Origin of the sequence: Bdellovibrio sp. GT3 (assembly GCF_037996765.1) — a bacterium.
Classification (GTDB): Bacteria; Bdellovibrionota; Bdellovibrionia; order Bdellovibrionales; family Bdellovibrionaceae; genus Bdellovibrio.
This window is the reverse complement of sequence record NZ_JBBNAD010000005.1, coordinates 1,286,495-1,307,600: the sequence shown is the minus strand read 5'-3', so window position 1 is coordinate 1,307,600 and position 21,106 is coordinate 1,286,495. Positions and strand designations below refer to the sequence as shown.

The 21,106-nt window shown below is 46.4% G+C and carries 18 protein-coding genes and 5 tRNA genes; 1 reads left to right on the top strand and 22 read right to left on the bottom strand.

The features are described from left to right. Positions 1-8: 8 nt before the first annotated feature. Positions 9-4,208 carry a DNA-directed RNA polymerase subunit beta gene (gene rpoB, locus AAAA73_RS13750; protein WP_340599047.1) on the bottom strand — a complete coding sequence of 1,400 codons (4,200 nt, stop codon included), beginning with the start codon at positions 4,206-4,208 and terminating at the stop codon, positions 9-11. A gap of 247 nt (positions 4,209-4,455) precedes the next feature. Here rpoB and AAAA73_RS13745 point away from each other — a divergent pair, with 247 nt between their 5' ends. Beyond that, entirely contained in the window at positions 4,456-5,199 is a 744-nt protein-coding gene (locus AAAA73_RS13745) for a hypothetical protein (protein WP_340599046.1), read from the top strand. Positions 5,200-5,488: 289 nt separating this feature from the next. Here AAAA73_RS13745 and rplL read toward each other — a convergent pair whose 3' ends face one another. The 21 genes from rplL to AAAA73_RS13640 all read right to left on the bottom strand — a co-directional run bounded on the left by rplL (position 5,489) and on the right by AAAA73_RS13640 (position 20,998). Next, the gene (rplL, locus tag AAAA73_RS13740; protein WP_088615314.1) at positions 5,489-5,854 is read right to left on the bottom strand and encodes a 50S ribosomal protein L7/L12; all 366 of its coding nucleotides are present in this window, start codon (positions 5,852-5,854) and stop codon (positions 5,489-5,491) included. Between the two features lie 81 nt (positions 5,855-5,935). After that, a complete protein-coding gene (rplJ, locus tag AAAA73_RS13735) occupies positions 5,936-6,466 on the bottom strand; it encodes a 50S ribosomal protein L10 (protein ID WP_340599045.1) in 531 nt (176 codons plus the stop codon). A 200-nt stretch (positions 6,467-6,666) separates the two neighbouring features. Beyond that, positions 6,667-7,374, bottom strand: coding sequence for a 50S ribosomal protein L1 (rplA, locus tag AAAA73_RS13730; RefSeq protein WP_340599044.1), 708 nt, complete (start codon positions 7,372-7,374; stop codon positions 6,667-6,669). Between the two features lie 9 nt (positions 7,375-7,383). Continuing rightward, positions 7,384-7,806, bottom strand: coding sequence for a 50S ribosomal protein L11 (gene rplK / locus AAAA73_RS13725; protein WP_340599043.1), 423 nt, complete (start codon positions 7,804-7,806; stop codon positions 7,384-7,386). A gap of 60 nt (positions 7,807-7,866) precedes the next feature. Then, a complete protein-coding gene (gene nusG / locus AAAA73_RS13720; protein WP_340599042.1) occupies positions 7,867-8,400 on the bottom strand; it encodes a transcription termination/antitermination protein NusG in 534 nt (177 codons plus the stop codon). A gap of 9 nt (positions 8,401-8,409) precedes the next feature. Beyond that, entirely contained in the window at positions 8,410-8,787 is a 378-nt protein-coding gene (secE, locus tag AAAA73_RS13715; RefSeq protein ID WP_340599041.1) for a preprotein translocase subunit SecE, read from the bottom strand. Positions 8,788-8,823: 36 nt separating this feature from the next. Beyond that, positions 8,824-8,899 (bottom strand) — tRNA-Trp (locus AAAA73_RS13710). 260 nt (positions 8,900-9,159) lie between these two features. Continuing rightward, positions 9,160-10,350 (bottom strand): elongation factor Tu, encoded by a 1,191-nt coding sequence (gene tuf / locus AAAA73_RS13705; RefSeq protein ID WP_340599040.1) that lies wholly within the window; start codon positions 10,348-10,350, stop codon positions 9,160-9,162. A gap of 73 nt (positions 10,351-10,423) precedes the next feature. Then, positions 10,424-10,498: transfer RNA gene (locus AAAA73_RS13700), tRNA-Thr, on the bottom strand. A gap of 10 nt (positions 10,499-10,508) precedes the next feature. Next, positions 10,509-10,585, bottom strand: a tRNA-Gly gene (locus tag AAAA73_RS13695). Positions 10,586-10,630: 45 nt separating this feature from the next. Next, positions 10,631-10,716, bottom strand: a tRNA-Tyr gene (locus AAAA73_RS13690). A 30-nt stretch (positions 10,717-10,746) separates the two neighbouring features. Next, positions 10,747-10,822 (bottom strand) — tRNA-Thr (locus AAAA73_RS13685). Between the two features lie 57 nt (positions 10,823-10,879). Then, a complete protein-coding gene (gene rlmB / locus AAAA73_RS13680) occupies positions 10,880-11,794 on the bottom strand; it encodes a 23S rRNA (guanosine(2251)-2'-O)-methyltransferase RlmB (RefSeq protein WP_340599039.1) in 915 nt (304 codons plus the stop codon). Continuing rightward, positions 11,781-12,500 carry an orotidine-5'-phosphate decarboxylase gene (pyrF, locus tag AAAA73_RS13675; RefSeq protein ID WP_340599038.1) on the bottom strand — a complete coding sequence of 240 codons (720 nt, stop codon included), beginning with the start codon at positions 12,498-12,500 and terminating at the stop codon, positions 11,781-11,783. The genes rlmB and pyrF overlap by 14 nt, the downstream gene beginning before the upstream one ends. Before the next feature lie 43 nt (positions 12,501-12,543). Then, on the bottom strand, positions 12,544-13,269 hold the full coding sequence (locus AAAA73_RS13670; RefSeq protein WP_340599037.1) for a L,D-transpeptidase: 726 nt from the start codon (positions 13,267-13,269) through the stop codon (positions 12,544-12,546). A 214-nt stretch (positions 13,270-13,483) separates the two neighbouring features. Continuing rightward, complete coding sequence (gene proS / locus AAAA73_RS13665) at positions 13,484-14,983, bottom strand: proline--tRNA ligase (RefSeq protein WP_340599036.1); 1,500 nt, start codon at positions 14,981-14,983, stop codon at positions 13,484-13,486. Positions 14,984-15,029: 46 nt separating this feature from the next. Next, positions 15,030-16,406, bottom strand: a complete 1,377-nt coding sequence (locus AAAA73_RS13660) for a sigma-54-dependent transcriptional regulator (RefSeq protein ID WP_340599035.1) — start codon at positions 16,404-16,406, stop codon at positions 15,030-15,032. Between the two features lie 15 nt (positions 16,407-16,421). Beyond that, positions 16,422-18,623: a sensor histidine kinase gene (locus AAAA73_RS13655; RefSeq protein ID WP_340599034.1), complete on the bottom strand. Its 2,202-nt coding sequence runs from the start codon at positions 18,621-18,623 to the stop codon at positions 16,422-16,424. A 76-nt stretch (positions 18,624-18,699) separates the two neighbouring features. Next, positions 18,700-19,266 carry a 6,7-dimethyl-8-ribityllumazine synthase gene (gene ribH, locus AAAA73_RS13650; RefSeq protein WP_340599033.1) on the bottom strand — a complete coding sequence of 189 codons (567 nt, stop codon included), beginning with the start codon at positions 19,264-19,266 and terminating at the stop codon, positions 18,700-18,702. Then, positions 19,266-20,396, bottom strand: coding sequence for a 3,4-dihydroxy-2-butanone-4-phosphate synthase (gene ribB / locus AAAA73_RS13645; RefSeq protein WP_340599032.1), 1,131 nt, complete (start codon positions 20,394-20,396; stop codon positions 19,266-19,268). The genes ribH and ribB overlap by 1 nt, the downstream gene beginning before the upstream one ends. Further along, positions 20,396-20,998, bottom strand: coding sequence for a riboflavin synthase (locus tag AAAA73_RS13640; RefSeq protein ID WP_340599031.1), 603 nt, complete (start codon positions 20,996-20,998; stop codon positions 20,396-20,398). Before AAAA73_RS13640 ends, ribB begins: the two co-directional genes overlap by 1 nt. Positions 20,999-21,106 lie beyond the last annotated feature (108 nt).

Genomic DNA, 21,106 nt, shown 5'->3' with positions numbered 1-21,106 from the left:
AAGTTTAATTAGTGCTGCTCTGGCTCAGTAGGAGCCACAACAGTTGCTTCAATAACATCGCCACCGCCATCAAGATCTTCATCTTGGTCGCGTAGGATGTCGGACTCCATCAACTCAACATTCAATGCAAGAGACTGAAGCTCTTTCACTAGAACGTTGAACGATTCAGGAAGACCCGGCTCAAGGATGTTTTCACCCTTAACGATACTTTCGTACATACGAGTTCTACCAGCTACGTCATCTGACTTAACAGTTAGGAACTCTTGTAGAGAGTATGCGGCACCGTATGCTTCGATCGCCCAAACTTCCATCTCCCCTAGACGCTGACCACCGAATTGAGCTTTACCGCCCAATGGCTGTTGCGAAACTAGAGAATAAGGTCCGATAGAACGAGCATGGATCTTCTCTTCAACCAGATGGTGAAGTTTAAGCATGTACATGATACCCACAGTAACTGGGTTCGTGAACGGCTCGCCAGTACGACCATCGAATAGGATGGACTTACCAGAAAGTGGAACTTCTGCTTTCGCAAGCAAGTTCTTAACGTCTGATTCACGAGCACCGTCGAATACCGGTGTTCCAACGTGGATACCGTTCTTCATACGAGTTACCATTGATTTCAAAGAGCCTTCGTCAGCGCCATCAAGTTTTGCGCTGATATCAGAGTCATTGAAGATATCTTTCATTTCTTTACGTGCGTTTTCTGCATTCCACTTATCAAGGTGAGAACCGATTTGTTTACCCAAGTTGTGCGCTGCCCAACCCAAATGAACCTCAAGGACCTGACCAATGTTCATACGTGAAGGTACGCCCAGTGGATTCAAGACCATGTCAACCGGAGAACCGTCTGCTAGGTATGGCATGTCTTCAACAGGCAATACTTTAGAAACGACACCTTTATTTCCGTGACGGCCGGCAAATTTATCGCCGACTTGCATTTTACGTTTAATCGCAACGTAAACTTTAACCATTTTGATAACGCCTGGAGGAAGCTCGTCACCTTTACGAAGGCGATCGATCTTCTCGTTGAATACCAATTTAACTGCGTCAAGTTGGTTACGGGCGTTGTCGATGATTTTGTTAACTTGGAACTCAAGATCTTGCTCAAGAGGGATATAGTTCAACAATTCGAATGGAATTGTCTCGATATCCGCGATCGTGATGTTTTGACCTTTGTTCAAAAGTTTTTGAGATCCATCTTCATTCAACAATACGCCAGTAGTGATTTTGCCTACCAGGATATCGCGAAGTTTCGTGATGGAGTTATTTTTGATAACGTTTTGCTCAACAGCCAAGTCTTTTTCAAGCTTGCGTTTTTTCTCTTCGATGATTGAAGACAAACGCTCATCGCGGTCTGCGCCTTCACGAGAGTAAACTTGAGCGTCGATAACTGTACCGTAGACGCCAGATGGTGCGCGAAGTGATGTATCACGTACGTCACCAGCTTTTTCACCGAAGATCGCTCTCAAAAGTTTTTCTTCAGGAGAAAGTTGAGTTTCACCTTTAGGAGTAACTTTACCAACCAAGATGAAGCCAGGGCGAACTTCCGCACCAATGCGGATGATACCAGAGCTATCAAGGTCTTTAAGTGCTTCTTCACCTACGTTTGCGATATCGCGAGTGATCTCTTCTTTACCCAATTTCGTATCACGAGCTACGCACTCGAACTCTTCGATGTGGATAGAAGTGTAAACGTCGTCTTTCAACAAACGCTCAGAAATAAGGATGGAGTCCTCGAAGTTGTAACCTTGCCAAGGAGTGAACGCTACCAGGATGTTTTGACCCAGAGCCAACTCACCAAGCTCAGTTGAAGGACCATCGGCAACGATGTCACCTTTGGAAACCTTGTCACCAACAGTTACGATTGGTTTTTGATTGAAGCATGTATTTTGATTCGTACGTTGGTACTTAGTAAGATTGTAGATATCTACGTTCGCACCAAGTTCTCCGCCTTTAGCAAAACGACGGATAACGATACGAGAAGCATCTACTTCTTCAACGATACCATCATTTTGAACAACGACAGATGTACCAGAGTCACGAGCAACCAAGCGCTCAACACCTGTACCAACAAGTGGTGCGCGAGAACGCAACAATGGAACCGCTTGACGTTGCATGTTCGATCCCATCAGGGCACGGTTGGCATCGTCATGTTCTAGGAACGGAATCAAAGATGCCGCGATAGAAACCAGCTGAGATGGAGAAACGTCCATCAATGCAACTTTGTCTTTATCAACGATTTCATACTCACCGTCACGACGAGTGATTGTCGTAGCAGTTTGGATTGCTTTGTTTCCAGCTTCGTCACGAGCCGCAGGAGCGATGTAGTGACCAGCTTCTTCCAGAGCGGACAAGTAGTTGATGTCTTTAGATACAGAACCTTGATCAACTTTACGGTATGGAGTCTCGATGAAACCATAGTTGTTGATACGAGCGTAAGTAGCCAAAGATGCGATCAAACCGATGTTTGGTCCCTCTGGAGTTTCAATTGGGCAGATACGACCGTAATGCGTAGGATGTACGTCACGTACTTCGAAACCTGCACGGTCACGAGTCAAACCGCCGGGTCCTAGAGCAGACAAACGACGTTTGTGCGTGATCTCAGACAACGGATTTGTTTGATCCATGAACTGTGACAATTGAGAAGAACCGAAGAATTCTTTAACAACTGCATTCACTGGTTTTGCGTTTACCAGGTCATGCGGCATCATAGTTTCCACGTCTTGAAGAGACATACGCTCACGGATAGCGCGCTCCATACGAACCAAACCGATACGGTATTGGTTTTCAAGCAACTCACCTACTGAACGAACACGACGGTTACCCAAGTGATCGATATCGTCGATAACACCGCGACCATTTTTAAGATCGATCAGAGTTTTGATAGTGCTCAAGATATCTTTGTGAGTCAGTGTTCTGTGAGACGGTGGGCACTCTTCCATAGAGATACCGAATCTGTGATTGATCTTGATACGACCAACTTCAGAAAGATCATAAGTCTCTGGATCAAAGAACAAACGACCGAAGAACGTCGTAGCAGCTTCCAAAGTTGGAGGCTCACCAGGACGAAGGCGTTTGTAGATCTCAACCAATGATTCGTCTTTGTTTGAAACTTTATCCACCAACAATGTGTTGCGAAGATAAGGTCCAACAGTCAAACCGTCGAAGAAGATCATGAAGAAGCTGTCGATACCAGCTTCGATTGAACGCTTGATGATTGCAGCGTTCAACTCAGCATTTGCATCAGCGATGATCTCACCAGTGGATTCATCGATAAGTGGTTTCGCCAAAACTTTACCATCAAGGTCTTTTGGCTCAACTTCAAGCTCAGTGATATTAAGATCTTTGATTTTCTTAACGATCGCACGAGTGATACGACGACCAGCTTTAACCAGTGCCTCGCCACCTTTTGGATCAAGGATATCAGTCAATGCTCTTTGACCTGACATTCTTTCGATATCCAACTTACGGAACAACTTGCCGCCTTTAACGTAAACTTCGTCAAGGTCGTAGAAGTATTCAAGAAGTTGTTCTGCGTTGTAACCCAATGCTTTCAAAAGAATTGTCACAGGGAATTTACGACGACGATCGATACGAACGTGGATCAAATCTTTTTGGTCAAATTCAGCATCCAACCAAGAACCACGGTATGGGATCACGCGTGCAGAGTAGATCAATTTACCAGAAGCATTGTTTTTACCACCGTCGTGATCGAAGAACACGCCCGGAGAACGATGCAACTGAGATACAACAACGCGCTCAGTACCGTTGATGATGAAAGAACCGTTAGCAGTCATCAATGGGATTTCGCCCAAGTAAACTTCTTGTTCTTTTACGTCACGGATTGAACGTGCTTCAGTTTCTTCATCAACATCGAAAACGATTAGACGAAGAGTCACCTTGATCGGAGCAGCGAAAGTCATACCACGTTGACGGCACTCGTCTACGTCGTATTTTGCTGGCTCAAGAGTGTATGATACGAACTCAAGGCTTGCTGTATTGTTGAAATCTGTAATTGGGAAAACAGATTTGAAAACGCCATTAAGACCAGCTTCGCCACGGCGATCTGGATCCATATCTTTTTGAATGAAAGCTTCGTAAGAAGACTTCTGCAATTCAATCAAATTTGGAATATCAATGACTTGCTTATTTTTCGCGAAAGACTTTCTAACTCGAATGTTAGAAGCCGTAACTGGAGTTTTTTCCAATGTACTCTCCGTGATAAGAAAATCGAAACTTCACTTCGGGCGGAAGAATCAAGAACCACATTAAATAAAGAAAACGCAAGTATCCCAAGCTACTCTAAGTTTCCAATAAATCAAGTGATTCTGATGGTTTTTGGCACTATTCCACAGCCATCAGCTCGATTGATTAGCGCATCGCATTGGGACCTCGTTTGCCGCATTTGTTGTCATATCACAAAGCAGTCCGTAGGATTTTCACATGAGGACAACTATGAAAAGTTTTTTACCGCTATTAGCTGCTATCTTATTCACTGGCTGCACCCACACAATTAACTTCAGATCATCCCATTTCGCCACCCCGATCGTCGAAGACAATGCCGGCAGCGGCCAGCTCGCGGTCGTTGTCGGATCCGTAACCAAAGTGACTGTCGTGAACGACACTTCCTCAAACCCACCCGTCACCGACCCAACGGTGATCAACGCAGACGTGGACACTGGAGACTTTTTCCTTTTTAATAACGTAGGCTTAGACGGCAGAATCACCGCATGGAAAGGACTGGAACTTTTCTTTGATAACTCACTCCTAGGTGCCCGAGTTCAAATCTTAAATCACGGAGCAACCTCGAACAATTGGGTTGCCAGCATCCACGGAGCCGCCGGCAACAGAGATGTTACCACAGAAAATACAACCAACAGCAGCACCAGCGAAGCAAAATCCAAAGTCAGCACAAGACAACTGGGTGCAAGCATCGGATACAAATACGAAAAAATAGCCCCCTATTTCTCGTATATCCGCGAAACCCACGATGTCTCAACAAACGTAACAAACCCTAACGGCAGTTTCGGCCCCTACGACACCAACGGCACCCACGAATACTTCGCTACAGGAATCACCTCAACAGGAAGCGGTCTCCGCTACGGCATCGAATACAATAAAATCATCATCGACTGGAAAAAAGCCCGCCACATAAAAAACCAAGACGCCCTAGCAGTAAAAATAGGCTTCGCCTGGTAACTCCATCTCAAAAAATTCGGATCTTGTTGCTTTTTATCCACACATTTAGCAACAAGCCGGGATTTTCGAGAAGCTGATGGATTGCCTCTGAAGTTTTCGACCTCCCGGCCCGCAGGATGCGGTACCCAAGCCGGGTGAGCGCCGGATGCGCGTGTCGAAAAATACAGAGGGAAGCCAGCGGATTCTCGAAAAGCCCGGCGGTCTTCGCAAATTCAAGGTCCTAAAAAGCAAAAAGCCCCGTGTTTCCACGAGGCTTTCGGCATGAACCAAAAATTTTGGTAGCAAAAAACTACTTAACAGTAACTTTCGCGCCCGCAGCTTCAAGAGCTTTTTTGATTTTTTCAGCGTCTTCTTTAGTCGCGCCTTCTTTAACAGCTTTGCCACCAGCTTCAACTAGTGCTTTAGCTTCAGCAAGACCCAAACCAGTCAAACCACGTACTTCTTTGATTACGTTGATTTTGTTCGCGCCAGCATCAACCAAGATTACGTCGAATGCAGTTTTTTCTTCAACAGCAGCAGCAGGACCAGCTGCAGCAGCTACAGGAGCAGCAGCAGAAACGCCCCATTTTTCTTCAAGCATTTTTACAAGTTCAGCGATTTCAAGAACTGTTTTCGCAGACAATGCGTCAACAAGTTGATCGTTAGTTAGAGACATTTTAATCCTCCAGGGATTTAAAAAATTATTTAAAATTCAATTGTTTAGCACCATTAACTCCGAATAGCCGGAGCTCAAGCATTATGCTTGTGGAGCTGCTTCAGTACCAGCGTCAGCGCCGCCACCAAGTTTTTCAGCGTAAACATTCAAGCATCTAGCAAGTGTAGTTGCTGGAGCAAGAAGTGTAGCCAAGAACATAGCACGGAGTTGGTCTTTGCCAGGAAGTGTTGCCAAAAACTTAATTTTAGCATCATTCAAAGCTTCGCCGTCCATTACACCAGACTTGATTTGAAGAACTTCTACGTCCTTAGCGAAATCAGCCAATGTTTTAGCAGTCGCGTTCACTTCACCGTATGAGAATACGATGGCGTTAGTACCCTTCATTGAAGTAGAAAATGCAGATTCAATTGCTGGGTGATCTTTGAACGCTCTTTTTGCCAGAGTATTACGGACAACTTTCATCTCTGAATCAGCAGCATTCAATTTTTTGCGCAAGTTAGTTACTTGCTCAACCTTGATGCCTTTGAAGTCAACGATGAAAGCTCCTTTAGCTTTACCGAATTTCTCAGTGATAAGCTTAATCTCTTGCTCTTTATCTGCGCGAGTGATCATAAGTGAGCCTCCTTTCATTAGACTCCCTTCTTACGAAGGGGTGAGTGCGAATCAGGTCGGTTTGGAGGTAATAACCTTTTAGCCTTATCTCGGCAGGCCCCACACAATCATGGGATTACATTCACTGAAGAAAACCTACTGTCTCTGATCGCTTTAAAATAAAAAACAAAAAGCCCCGACAACGCCGGAGCTTTATAAAACTACGCTAGTGAACCAGTTGCAGCTGCTGCCGCATTTGGCTCGATCTTCACGCCTGGACCCATAGTTGATGCTACGGAGATAGAGCGAAGGTAGATACCTTTAGAAGATGCTGGTTTCGCTTTAACCAATGCGCCCAAAAGGACCATGAAGTTATCACGAAGTTTAGCATCGCCCATAGATTTCTTACCGATACCAGCATGTACGATACCTGCTTTATCAACGCGGAAATCCAACTTACCTTTTTTCTCAGCAGTTACGGCTTCGCCAACGTTCATAGTTACAGTACCGATTTTTGGATTCGGCATCAAACCACGAGGCCCTAGAATTTTAGCAACTTTAGAAACAGTCGCCATCATATCTGGAGTCGCGATACATTTATCGAAATCCAACCAGCCACCTTGGATTTTAGCCACAAGGTCGTCAGCGCCAACAAAGTCTGCGCCAGCGTTTTTCGCTTCAGTCTCTTTAGGACCTTTTGCGAAAACAACTACTTTTACTTCTTTACCCAAACCGTGAGGCAATGCGATTGCGCCACGAACTTGTTGATCAGATTGCTTAGGGTCGATACCCAAACGCAATGCTACGTCGATAGATTCATCAAATTTTGCTGGAGCGGACTCAACAACTAGTTTGAATGCTTCTTCAACAGAGTATTTTTTTGCAGAATCTACTTTTTTAGAAGCAGCTGCGAACTTTTTACCTGCCATTGTTCACTCCTACGCGATGTCGATGCCCATGCTCTTAGCTGTACCAGCAACTTGTGACATTGCAGATTCAACTTTCAAGCAGTTCAAGTCAGGCAATTTCGTTGTAGCGATTTGCTTGATTTGATCGTTATTAATTTTTCCAACTTTGTCTTTTTGAGGCATTTTGGAACCAGATTCCAATTTCAACGCCTTTTTAATCAAAGAAGACACCGGTGGTGTTTTTGTGATGAAAGTAAACGATCTGTCCTGATAAACAGTGATGATGATAGGGATGATGCTATCACCCAACGCTTGTGTACGAGCGTTGAACTGCTTACAGAATTCCATGATGTTTACCCCGTGCTGTCCAAGTGCCGGTCCAACGGGAGGAGCTGGATTAGCTTTCCCTGCCGGTATTTGCAGCTTGATCATTCCTGTAACTTTTTTTGCCATGACCCACTCCTGCAAGAGGTGTAATTAAAAGTCCTTGGTCCGCCCCATGCGGCCTAGGATTTAAGCTTTATCTACTTGAATGTAGTCCAACTCAACTGGAGTTGGTCTACCGAAGATGCTCACAAGAACTTTAAGCTTCGCTTTGTCCTCGTTCACTTCTTCTACTGTTCCCTGGAAGTTAGCAAATGGACCGTCAACAACAGTCACATTTTCACCAATAGTGAACTTCACCTTCATTTTTGGTTTTTCTGCAACGCCAGCCATTTGCTGTGTTACGCGGAAAACCTCAGCTTCAGGTACTTCTGGAGGACGCGTTTTAGTGCCACCCACGAAGCCTGTTACTTTTGACGCATTTCTCACCAAATGCCAAGTCTCATCATTCAAAAACATTTGAACGAAGATATAACCCGGGAAAAATTTACGCGATCTAGTTTGTTTTTGGCCTTTTACAAGCTCAACTACGTTTTCAGCCGGAATAAGGATCTCGCCGAAGAACTCTTCCATTTTGGAAGTTTTGATCTTCTCTTCGATAGCCTTTTTAGCCGTATTTTCACAACTTGTCTGAACGTTGACGATGTACCACTTTTTGTCCATGGCCGATCCTTACTTCATTAGATAGTTGATAAAGAAGCCAGAAATCAGGTCAAAAGAGCTGATAATCACGCTTGAGATAAGAACCATTACGATACAAACGATAGTCATAGCCGTTGTATCTTTACGTGAAGGCCATACAACCTTACGGATCTCAGATACAACTTCCTCAGCCCATGCCTGTACGCGTGGGTTGAACTGAAGTGCCACGAACAACAAGATACCTGAAGCAACCGGAAGACCGTGCTTGAACAAGTCGTTGTCAGCCAATTTTGCAACGATACCAAATGCACCAGAGAATGCCTTGATAAGCATGTGCACGGTCAATCCAACCAAAGCACCTGCGATTGCGAAACTAAGAGTAATAATCTTAGAGTTAGTTTTTTCCACGATACCTCATTCCTGTTGAAATATTTCTGTAGAAATTGGCAGGGGCGGAGGGATTCGAACCCACGACCTAACGATTTGGAGTCGTTCGCTCTACCACTGGAGCTACACCCCTGCATTTTTATTGACGACAATCGGCCATCCCCTGCGTTGCTTCGTTGTCGGCCTACTATTCGTAGGGCCTCCGCCTTGCGCCTTGGTGCTGACCACTTCTCGTCAATAAAAACCCAAAACATAGTTTTGGCTTTTTCTTTCCCAAAAAGGAAAACAACATTCTTGCTAGAAATTTTCGTTACCGCAAGAAACACCGAGGGGGACCCTTTTGTCAAGGAGTCCCCCGGGTGATTTTTATTTCAGCCTATGCTGCGTTAAATCCTACTCTTGGATTTCGATAACAACGCCGGCGCCAACTGTACGGCCACCTTCGCGGATCGCGAAACGCAATTCTTTTTCCATCGCGATTGGAGCGATCAACTCAACTGCCAATTCAACGCGGTCACCTGGCATAACCATTTCAGTGCCAGCTTTAAGAGTACAAACACCAGTTACGTCAGTTGTACGGAAGTAGAACTGTGGACGGTAACCGTTGAAGAATGGAGTATGACGTCCACCTTCTTCTTTAGTAAGGATGTACGCTTCAGCTTTGAATTTTTTGTGAGGTTTAACTGAACCTGGTTTAGCAAGAACTTGACCACGCTCAACGTCTTCTTTTTTAGTACCACGAAGAAGAACGCCGCAGTTGTCGCCCGCTTGACCTTCATCAAGAAGTTTACGGAACATCTCGATACCAGTAACAGTAGTTTTTTGAGTTGGACGGATACCGATGATTTCGATCTCGTCACCAACTTTAACGATACCACGCTCAACACGGCCAGTAACAACTGTACCACGACCAGAGATAGAGAACACGTCCTCTACTGGCATCAAGAAAGTTTTGTCAGTAGCACGAGCTGGTTGTGGGATGTAAGCGTCACAAGCAGCCATCAATTTCATGATAGCAGGGCGACCGATATCAGAAGTGTCACCTTCCAATGCTTTCAAAGCAGAACCCATTACAACTGGGATCTCGTCACCTGGGTATTCGTATTTAGAAAGAAGCTCGCGGATTTCAAGCTCAACTAGCTCAAGAAGTTCTTTATCGTCAACCATGTCAACTTTGTTCATGAAAACAACCATTGCAGGGATACCAACTTGGCGACCCAAAAGGATGTGTTCACGAGTTTGTGGCATAGGACCGTCAGCAGAAGAAACAACTAGGATAGCGCCGTCCATTTGAGCAGCACCAGTGATCATGTTTTTTACGTAGTCAGCATGTCCTGGGCAATCAACGTGAGCGTAGTGACGGTTGTCAGTTTCGTACTCAACGTGAGTAGTAGAGATAGTGATACCACGCTCTCTCTCTTCAGGAGACTTATCGATTTGATCGTAAGACATCGCTTGAGCTTTACCAGCCGCTGCAAGAGTAGTAGTGATAGCAGCAGTCAAAGTTGTTTTACCGTGGTCAACGTGACCGATTGTACCGATGTTAACATGCGGCTTATTACGCGTGAATTTCTCTTTAGACATTATATCCTCCTGCAGAGATTTTTTATTTTTATCTAACTTAATACATTTAATTGCAAATTCAAGTAAAACTAAGTGGAGCCCATGATCGGAGCCGAACCGACGACCTCACCCTTACCAAGGGTGTGCTCTACCACTGAGCTACATGGGCATCTGAAAATTGGAGCGGGAAACGGGTCTCGAACCCGCAACCCTCTGCTTGGAAGGCAGATACTCTAGCCAATTGAGCTATTCCCGCCCATTACAGAAAACCCTAATTTCCCCGAGAAAATATTTAAAAAAATGGTGGGCAGGGAAGGATTCGAACCTTCGTAAGCGTAAGCTAACGGATTTACAGTCCGTCCCCTTTAGCCACTCGGGCACCTACCCATTTTTTTTAAATACTTACTCAGAGAAATTTGGAGCTGGTTATGGGACTCGAACCCGCAACCTGCTGATTACAAATCAGCTGCTCTACCAATTGAGCTAAACCAGCATCACTGAGATAACCGAAAGAGTTATAGTGGAAAAAATCTACATTCGTCAAAGATAATTATTTGTCGGATGGCGATTTTTTGCGATTTCCGCGCACCGCGTGCTGCCTTAAAGTCTCCGTCAAGGCCATAGCCGTGGCGACAGACGCATTATAAGATGCAGAAGCACTCGTTTGCGGAATGAAGACCAATTCATCACAAAGGCGTTCTGTTGTCACTCTCAAACCTTTGTCCTCGGCTCCGATTGCCCAAATTACCTTCTCAGGCAAATCTAATTCGAAAATTGATCGCTTTCCGCGAGGGCTAAGACCGTAGATCCAATAGCCTTTTTCTTTTAATGTTTCCGCGTACTTACTAAAATTAGTCGTGGCTTCAACCGGAACATGCTCCGCCCCACCACAGGCTACCTTATGCACAGTCGGAGTTAGACCCACCGCGCGGTCCTCTGGAATTAACACACCATGACCACCAACCAACCAGCTGGTTCTTAGGATTGCTCCCAGATTGTGAGGATCCTCGATACCGTCCAGCATCAAAAGAATTGAATTTTCATGCTGGTCCAGGTCGTTCATATCAAATTCTGGAGCTTTATCCAGAAACAAAGCCGCACCTTGATGAGAAGAACCGAATTTATCGATCACTGTATCTTGCTTGATGTCCGCTGTGATTTTGTTCTTGCGTGCAAGCTCTTCAATCTCGCGCAAATCACCTGAAGTTTCCCAGCCATTTTTCAACCACAAACCCTTCACAGCACGAGGACGAACTGCCAAAGCTTCTTTGATTGCGTGATTGCCGACAACGATGCGCCACTCTCGAGGAATTTGATTTTCAGAGCGTCCACCGCCTTGAGGAGAACGACCGCCACTTGATTGAGGGCGACCACCACCCTGAGGGCGAGATCCCCCACGGGAAGGTGGCTGGGAAGAGCGTTGAGAGTTGTTTTTCGAGCCGGAACGGAAATTATTCTTTTTCATACATCGCCATCACAAATTGATTTGCAGCTTGCTTGATATCTTTTGCCTCTAAAATCGGACGACCCACCACAAGAGCGGAAGCACCCTTTTCAAGTGCTTCCTGCGGACCCATAATTCGCTTTTGATCGCCAGAGTCGTTCATACTAAAGCGAATTCCCGGCGTGACAAGATAGAGACCGCGATTTTGTAAAAGGTCCAGTTCATGCGGAGAGCAGACCACGCCATTCACCCCTGAGTTCTGAACCAAACTCGCCAATTCGGTCACGTGTTGAGAGATCGGCTGAGATCTCATCACTTCCGGCACGGAGCTTTGATCCCAGGAAGTCAAAATCGTGACCGCGAGAACACGGAAGGGACGCTGTTTATTAAGCTCCGCCTCGACAGCTGCAACTCTTTTAAGTGCCTCCGCCCCGCTTAGAGCATGCACTGTCACCAAAGAGGCTCCGGCATCAAAGCTCGCGCGAACGGCCGCCTCCATCGTCGAGGGAATATCAAAATGTTTGTTATCCATAAAGATGGGAGCTCTTTGAGCAAGCTCCTGGACAAAATCCAACCCGTAGCGCAGGCACAGACGAGGGCCGACTTTGATTCCGCCGACGATATCGCCGACAAGATCCGCGATTTTCAATGCCTGATCGCGGGTATCCACATCAAGCGCAAGAATTAATGGATTTTTCATGGGATGAGAGCGCAGGTTTTTATTCATGAACAACTCCTGCGCTCCACCCTCTCATAAACTCGGATTCAGGTCATTTGTTTTCAACAATAATCAGAGTGTTCCAACCCATGACACGGATTGGATTTCCATTCACGTCACGAGCCACCCGTCCGTTTTCATTAAACAGCGGCACAAGTTTTTTAGGCTGAGCTGTGACTTTATTCCAGATGACCAAAGCATTGTCCCGGTGAAGGCGGACACAGCCTCCGGAAGCACGCTTACCTAACTCTGCGTAGTGATCAGGAGTCGTGGCATGGACTGCGACGCCCCCATTAAAGAACATTGCAAACTCCATATTGGCTTTCCATGTATAGGAGTAGTGTTTTAGGACCAATTTGTACGGAGTGAAAGTTCCCGTCGGAGTCACCGTCCAATACCAGCGGCCACTTTTCGCTTTTTCGTATTTTTCACGACCCGTAGACACCAGCCAGTTGGCGATCAGCACGCCATTTTCCACCACTTGCATTTGCTGAGCAGCGGGACCGATCGCTGCCTTATTGATTCGCAGAACGATTGCATATTCCTTATAGACATCAATTCCGTCCTGAAAGGCGATGATTTCGGGGTCAATCACCGGGGCGCGCATCTCGGTGCGAGGCGCTCCTATTTCATTGGCGATTTCGTCCGTGGTCATCAAATCATCAAGGGGTTGGGAGTATTCCGGCGATGGTGGGTTGATGGAGAACTCATCGGATGCGAACAAACCTGGGGAAGTACCTGAAACGAGCAACAACAAGGATAAAGCTAAGGTTTTCATAAGAAATCCCTCCTGTTATTGGCTTTATGGAAAAGTCCCTAGTTCCGATATCAGAATCCTCTCGGAAACCGCAGTGGTCAAAGCGAATAAAAAAACGGAGGTAAATTCCCTCCGTTCGCCAAATTTATAAGTAATTTGAAATAAGAACTTCGCAACTTTTGGGGACCTTGGCCCCTTGATTTGCGAGGGAATTATACGAATTCCCTCACTGGCCTTAGTATGATTTCGCGAAAAGAACCCATTTAGTTGCTGGTTTTCCGGAGAATATGCAATTCCCGGAAACTGGCTCCTGGCTTAAAGGAGCACAACGTGGAGTGACCTTCAAAGCTCCAAGCAAGGCATGACCGATACCCTCTTCACACCAAGGAACCAATGCGAAACCTGGAGCAGAATTTTCTTCGCCTTTGAAGTACGTTTCGAACTCTTTAAGGTCTGTGATTTTTTTGATGTTGCTGTCACGGAAGGCTTTGGCTTTTTCGAACAGGCCGTCTTGCATCTCTTGAAGAAGTGCACTGATTCCTGAAACGAAAGCATCGCGTGCCTGGCCGTATTTTTCTTTCGGGCCTTTGTCACGGCGACCGACGAACACTTCGCCTTTAGCCATGTCACGAGGACCTACTTCTACGCGAACTGGAACACCTTGCTTGATGTATTGCCATGCTTTATCGCCACCACGGATATCGCGATCGTCGACTTTCACACGGATATTGCCACCGCTGAAGCTTTGAGCTTTCACGTCTTTTGCCAGGCTATTTACGAACTCCAATACTTGCGCTTTTTCAGCGTCGTTGCGGTAAATCGGCACGATCACCACGTGCAACGGAGCAATTCTTGGCGGCACCACGAAGCCATTATCGTCTGAATGAGTCATGATCAGACCACCGATAAGGCGAGTGGAGACACCCCACGATGTCGTCCAAGCTGTTTCCTCTTTGCCCTCAGCGCTTAGGTATTTGATGCCAGAAGCTTTTGCGAAGTTTTGACCCAAGAAATGAGACGTCCCCGCTTGAAGGGCTTTTTTATCCTGCATAAGAGCTTCGATCGTGTACGTGTCAACCGCACCCGGGAAACGCTCGTCAGAAGTCTTCATGCCTTTGATAACTGGCATTGCCATATAATTTTCTGCGAAGTCAGCATAACAATCCAACATCTGCAAAGTTTCATCTTGGGCTTCCTTTGCCGTTGCGTGAACTGTATGGCCTTCTTGCCACAAGAACTCCGCCGTTCTTAGGAACATGCGCGTGCGCATTTCCCATCTCATCACGTTACACCATTGATTAATCAAAACCGGAAGGTCACGGTAGGACTTCACCCATTTTGCGAATTGGTGACCAATGATCGTTTCAGACGTTGGACGGATGATAAGAGGCTCTTCCAGTTCGCCATCTGGAACCAGTTTGCCGTTGCCATCGCCTTTCAAGCGGTGGTGAGTAACAACTGCGCACTCTTTGGCAAAGCCTTCAACGTGCTCAGCTTCTTTTTCCAGGAAGCTGAGTGGGATTAGCAATGGGAAGTAGGCGTTAACGTGACCTGTATCTTTAAACATGCGATCCAATACAGCCTGCATGTTTTCCCATACAGCGTAGCCCCAGGGTTTGATCACCATGCAACCACGGACCGGAGAGTTTTCGGCCATATCAGCTGCTGTGATAACTTGTTGATACCACTCTGGGTAGTTTTCGGAACGGGTTGGTTTAATTGCTGTATCTGACATTTCTATATTTCCTTAAAACTAAGTATATTAGCGTCTATATTGGACACTAATTGTCTTTTGTATCTATGCCGTAGGCTTTAATTTTTCTGTGAAGGTAACTTCTTTCAAGACCGATGACTTCAGCGGTTTTGGAAATATTGCCACCGTTCTCGTTGATCTTGCGAAGCAGGTATTCTTTCTCGAACTGAGCTCGGGCCTCACGGAACGTGGAAAGATCCTGCATTTCAAATCCTTGTTCATCACCTTTGTCGATCAATCCCGCAAAACGCAGATCGTGGACATCGACGAACTCCCCTGGAGTCAGGATGTAAACGCGCTCGATGAAATTCTTAAGCTCACGAACGTTGCCGGTCCATTGGTAGGCCAGCATCTTGTTCATCGCCTGCTCGCTGATCGCCTTTTTCGGGAAACCGCTTTCGCGAGAAACATTATCTGAGAAATAAGAAACCAGGACCGGAATATCTTCAGGGTGCTCGCGAAGTGCCGGCACACGGAATGGAATGACGTTCAGACGGTAATACAGATCCTCGCGGAAACGACCTTCTTTAACTTCTTTATCCAGATCCTTGGAGGACGCTGCAATAATGCGTACGTCGTTCTGGATAACTTCGGAACCACCGACACGGCGGTATTTTTTCTCATCCAGATACGTCAGAAGTTTAGCCTGAGCGTCCTTGGTCATTTCGCTGATTTCCGCGATGTACAAAGTACCGCCAAAAGCCAGATCCAACTTTCCTTTTTTTGTACGATCCACGCCCGGCATCGCACCTTTTTCGATACCGAAAATTTCGGATTCCAGAAGGTCTTCAGGGATACCGCCACAGTTGATTTCAACGAATGGACGGCTTGCACGAGCGCTAAGATAATGAATGTTTTGAGCCACAAGCTCCTTACCAGTGCCCGCCTCCCCTTGGATCAAAACCCAAGAGTTCGTAGGCGCCACACGGGCAATAACCTGCTTGGTTTCAACGATTGTCGGAGCCTCGCCCACCAGGGCAATCGACTTGCGAAGTTTGTTAAGCAAAAGAGCTTTTTCCTCTTTTTGCTGTTGGTAACTGAGGATATTGGAAATCACGATCAGGATTTTATCCATGGACAGTGGTTTTTCGATGAAATCCCAAGCGCCCAGCTTCGTCGCCTTAACTGCTGTTTCGATCGTTCCATGACCAGAAATCATCACGAACTCAACGTTCGGGAATTCCTTGCGAGCACGAGTCAGAACCTCGATACCGTCAATGTTTCCGGGCATCCAAATATCCTGGAATACAACATCGGGCTGAACATCTTTGATCGCCTGCAATCCGGACTCACCATCATGTGCCAGGAATACCTGATAGCCTTCATCCTTCAAAGAAGCTGAAAGCACATCACGAATGGGAGCTTCGTCATCAATAATCAGAATTTTTGTAGATAGAGCCGTCATCACGGACCTTCTTTCTTATTCTTCAGCGGGCTTCCAAGCGCCCACTTCGTTTACAGGGATTTCAATTACCAACTTCAGACCTTTGGGCTCATTTGCAGTCGCGCGAATGAAGCCATTGTGGTCCTCGATGATTCTTTTCACGATAGGTAAGCCTAAACCAGTTCCGCCCTCTTTTGTAGAGTAGTACGGTTCAAAAATTCGGTTTCTTTGCTCTGGTGACACTCCGTCTCCATTGTCTGCCACCGTCATGCGCATTGTTTTAATGTCTTTGTCATATCTTGTGACTATTTGGACAATCGGCTGTGGTTCTTTAGCCACAGCCGCCACAGCATTTTCCACCAGATTCACCAGTACACGGCGGAATTGGTCCGGATCAAACTTAAATTCAGGCAGATCCGCATCGGGCAGGAAGTCGAAACGAACCTGGGGATGGGCCTGACGATATAAAGCCAAAGACTCCTCAATGACCGAGTTGAAATTCGCCACCACCGGACGAGCCTGCGGCAAGCGTGCAAAGTTACTGAATTCATTTACCAGATTTTTCAAGCCATCAACCTGCTTAACAATCATCGTTGTACATTCACTGAATGCCGGATCTGTGATTGTGGCACCAAATTTTCGTTGCAGGCGTTCTGCGGAAAGCTTGATCGGAGTCAGAGGGTTTTTAATTTCATGAGCGATACGGCGGGCCACTTCGGTCCAAGCCGCTGATCGTTGCGCATTCACGATCGGTGTCATGTCATCAAATACCAGAACTTTACCGACAGCCTCACCTTTTTCGTCTTTAAGGATCGAAAGGCTCATTTGCAACGGAACAGCCTCACCCTGAACATTCAGGCGGAATTCTTTTTGAATACTTTCAATTTTATGATCCTGCATGGTCTTCAGGAGTTCCGCAAAAGTACGGAAGTACTCCAAGGTCAGAAGTTCACGCACGGATTTCCCGATGTAGCGTTCGGCATCGACCTTCAAAAGCTGAGCCGCATGGCGATTGATCGTTGAAATGCGGCCCGACTGATCCACGGAGATCACACCCGTATTTACGTTACGCAAGACCGTATCCGTATAACGAGCATGCTGATCCAGCTCTTCAAGTGTGTTTTCCAGGGTCACTGTCATCTGATTGAAACTTGAAATCAGGTCGTTGATTTCCTCAGACCCTGATTTGATCTGCAAAGGGGTGTAGTCCCCGCCAGCAACCCGGCGGGTCGCCCGCCCCAACTGCACAATCGGTATGGAAAGCTGTTTGGCCAGATAAAATCCAAACCAGGTGGCCGCCAACAGGATCACGAAGGTCATCAGAACCAGAATAATCAGGTAAATGGATTTAAGCGGATACTCCAGGGGATTGATATCACGAAACTCATCGTAGGCCGTGGAAATGTCATCCATTTTACTAACCAATGAAAGCGGCAGAAAACTGGAAACGACAATGGCGCCCTTATCAGCGCCCTCTTTGACCGGCACGATCACGCGCACCAGATTTCCATCCCCGAACTGATGGATAATCGAGGCTTCCGCCTGCACTTTGATACCTTTTTGCAGGAACTCCAAGGACACGGCAGGAACCGTTGGAACGGTGTCATCCTCTGCGGCAACGACGACTCTTTTGCCGAATAACGATGGGTAATATTCCACAGCATCCAGACTGAACTCCTTGCGGAGTTGCTCGACCTTGCGTTTGACATCATTGGAATTATTCAACGGACGAACAGCGTCAGCAATCTGATGCGCAAAGTGATAGTTCTTTTTCTTGGCGTTGAAATAATAGGCATTCGTGACTTCAATGGAGCTTTTCAATACTCCGGCCATCTTCACGCTGAACCACTTGTCGAAACTGGAATTGATGTAAAACACCGAAATGATGAACATTAGTACGGTGGGAACGAAACTGAATGCCACGAACGCAGCGATCAGTTTGGCCTTCAAACTGCTTCCAAACAGCTTGCCCTGCCGTTCGACGAAGACCTTCACAATGTTTCTGAAGATCATGAACAGAAGCAACAACAACAGGATGATGTTGAAGTTCACCAGACCGAAGAAAAATATACTATGAACGAACGGAAGTTGTTGGCTGGTTGCAAACAGTCTGATTTCAAACCAGGTCAGCAGGACGAACAAAAAAGAGACGACAAGAACGATGAAGATCTCGCGTCTTCTTTTTTTGTGTTCCCCGGGACCATGTGGAAGAAAATCATCACCTGAAGTTTCGCTCACCAACAATTCCTTTTGTGAGGCCACGGCTGACGTATTTTTACTCTGAACCCGTGGCCATTGAGACTACAATGCTAAATTACTTTTTGCTTTTTTTCGCTGGTTTTTTTGCCTTAGCAGGAGCTTTCTTTGGAGCTTTCGCTGCTTTTGCTGCCTTTGCCGCTTTTGCTTTTGGCGCAGGCATAGCCGCCAACAATTTGGCAGTTTTCAATGTTGCTGGAATTTCACCAACAAGGCCGATCATTTCCATAACAACTTGAGCTGATTCCTCGCCCTTGTTCATGTGTTCAGCACTGCCCGTACGAGCCATTGCCTGCTCTTCATTTTCAGTCGTCAACACACCGAAACCGATTGGTTTCTTATAGTCCAACATCAAGCGAGTCAGACCATCTGTGACTGAGTTGCAGACATAATCATAGTGAGAAGTTTCCCCACGAATAACAGCACCCAACGCCACAACACCGTCGCAACCAGCATCCAGGAACGCTTGGCAAGCCAATGGAATTTCAACTGCACCCGGAACAAGTGCTGCATAGATTTCAACACCCTCACATGACTCCAGATAAGAGATTGCGCCCTCTTCAAGCTTTTGAGTGATTTCTGAATTCCAACGTGCTGTTACCACACCAACTTTGATGTTTGCCATTATTGAGCCCCTTTAAGATTTTCAATTGCTACGATTTCAACGATTTCCAAATCAAATGCCTTCAAACCGACTTTTTTCTCCGGTTTGTTAGTGATCAGGCGGATTTTATTCGCACCGATCTCGCGCAGAATTTGCGCGCCAATTCCGTAATCACGCTCGTCCATCAGCGGAGTGGAAGGACGAAGATCCTCCATTCCAACCAGAGCTTGCAACTCCTGAGTAAGACCATGAACACGGTTGTTACCACGAAGAAGCACAAAAGCACCACGGCCGGCCTCTTCAATCATTTTTAAACTTTCAACTACAGAGGATGCACCTCTTTGTACTACGGACATGAAGTCACGAGTAAAGTTGTCGACATGCACACGGATCAGCGCCGGCTCGTCTTTTACGATCTCGCCTTTTTGAATTACCAGATGCTCAAGTCCATCCACTGTGGAACGGAATACGCGAGCCTGATAGCCTTCGCCGAAAGAAGCCGGCAATGGAATGCTAGCCAGCTCTTCAACCAGAGTTTCATTGGCCAGGCGATATGCAATAAGATCCACGATGGTGCCGATTTTAAGTCCGTGTTTTTTTGCAAACTCCTTCAAGTCAGGAACGCGCGCCATGCTGCCGTCTGCATTCATAACCTCGCAAATAACCGCAGCTGGATTCAAGCCCGCCATGCGCGCAAGATCCACGCTGGCCTCCGTGTGACCGGCACGCTTTAGTACGCCACCGTGCTGAGCACGAATCGGAAAAATATGACCTGGCATATGAACGTCAGCAGGTTTGGCGTGAGGATTTGCCGCAACTTTGCACGTGTGTGCGCGGTCTGCCGCTGAAATACCTGTAGAGATTCCTTCTGCCGCCTCGATAGAAACCGTGAAGGCTGTTTTGTTCGGAGCATAGTTGTACTCGTCACGCACCATCAAAGGAAGTTGCAGGCGATCCATTTGCTGTGGAGTCATGCACAGACAAACCAAACCACGCGCCTCAGAAATCATGAAGTTGATGGACTGGGCATTTACGTGATCCGTCGCCAGAATCAGATCACCTTCGTTTTCACGATCCTCATCATCCACCAGGATAACGATTTTACCCGCTCTTACATCATCGAGAATTTCAGGGATTGTATTGAATTCCATTACTGGTCCTTCTTAACTTCCAAAGAACGTTGGATCGCGCGAGCCATATAGTCCGGCTCAACATTGATTTTGCTTCCGATTTTCAAGTCACCCAGATTTGTTCTTTTCAGAGTTTCCGGGATCAAGCACACAGAGACTGTGTGCTTGCTAAGTTCATTGACCGTAAGGCTGACGCCATTCAGGGTGATACTGCCTTTTTTCCAAACATAGGGAAGGATCGTATCCTGAACTTTGACGTCCAAAAAGAAAGACTCCCCCACCAGTTCAGCTCTTGTCACAGAGCCCAAACTATCAACATGGCCCGTTACCAAATGACCGTGAATACGGTCCCCAAAACGCAAAGATCTCTCTAAATTGACCTTTTTGCCAATCCACCTGGAAGGGTTCCAATCAAGAATCTTGATTGTTTCCGCTGCCAGCGCGAACGTCATTTGCTGTTCGTCAAAGGCTTCCACCGTCAGGCAAACACCATCGCAAGCGATGCTATCCCCAAGCTTTAAATCATTGAATTCAGAAGGTTTTTTAATTTTTACACGATAGGCGTTTTGCAGCTCTTCCGAGCTCTCAATCGGCATGACAGATTCAACAATTCCAGAAAACATACGGGCCCCTGTTTGAATGCGGTGAAACCTACCCTTTCGCAGGGAAAATGGCAAGAAAAGCCGCCTATTTTCAGAGTGTTGAATACCCGGAAAGCCGCATTCTGATTG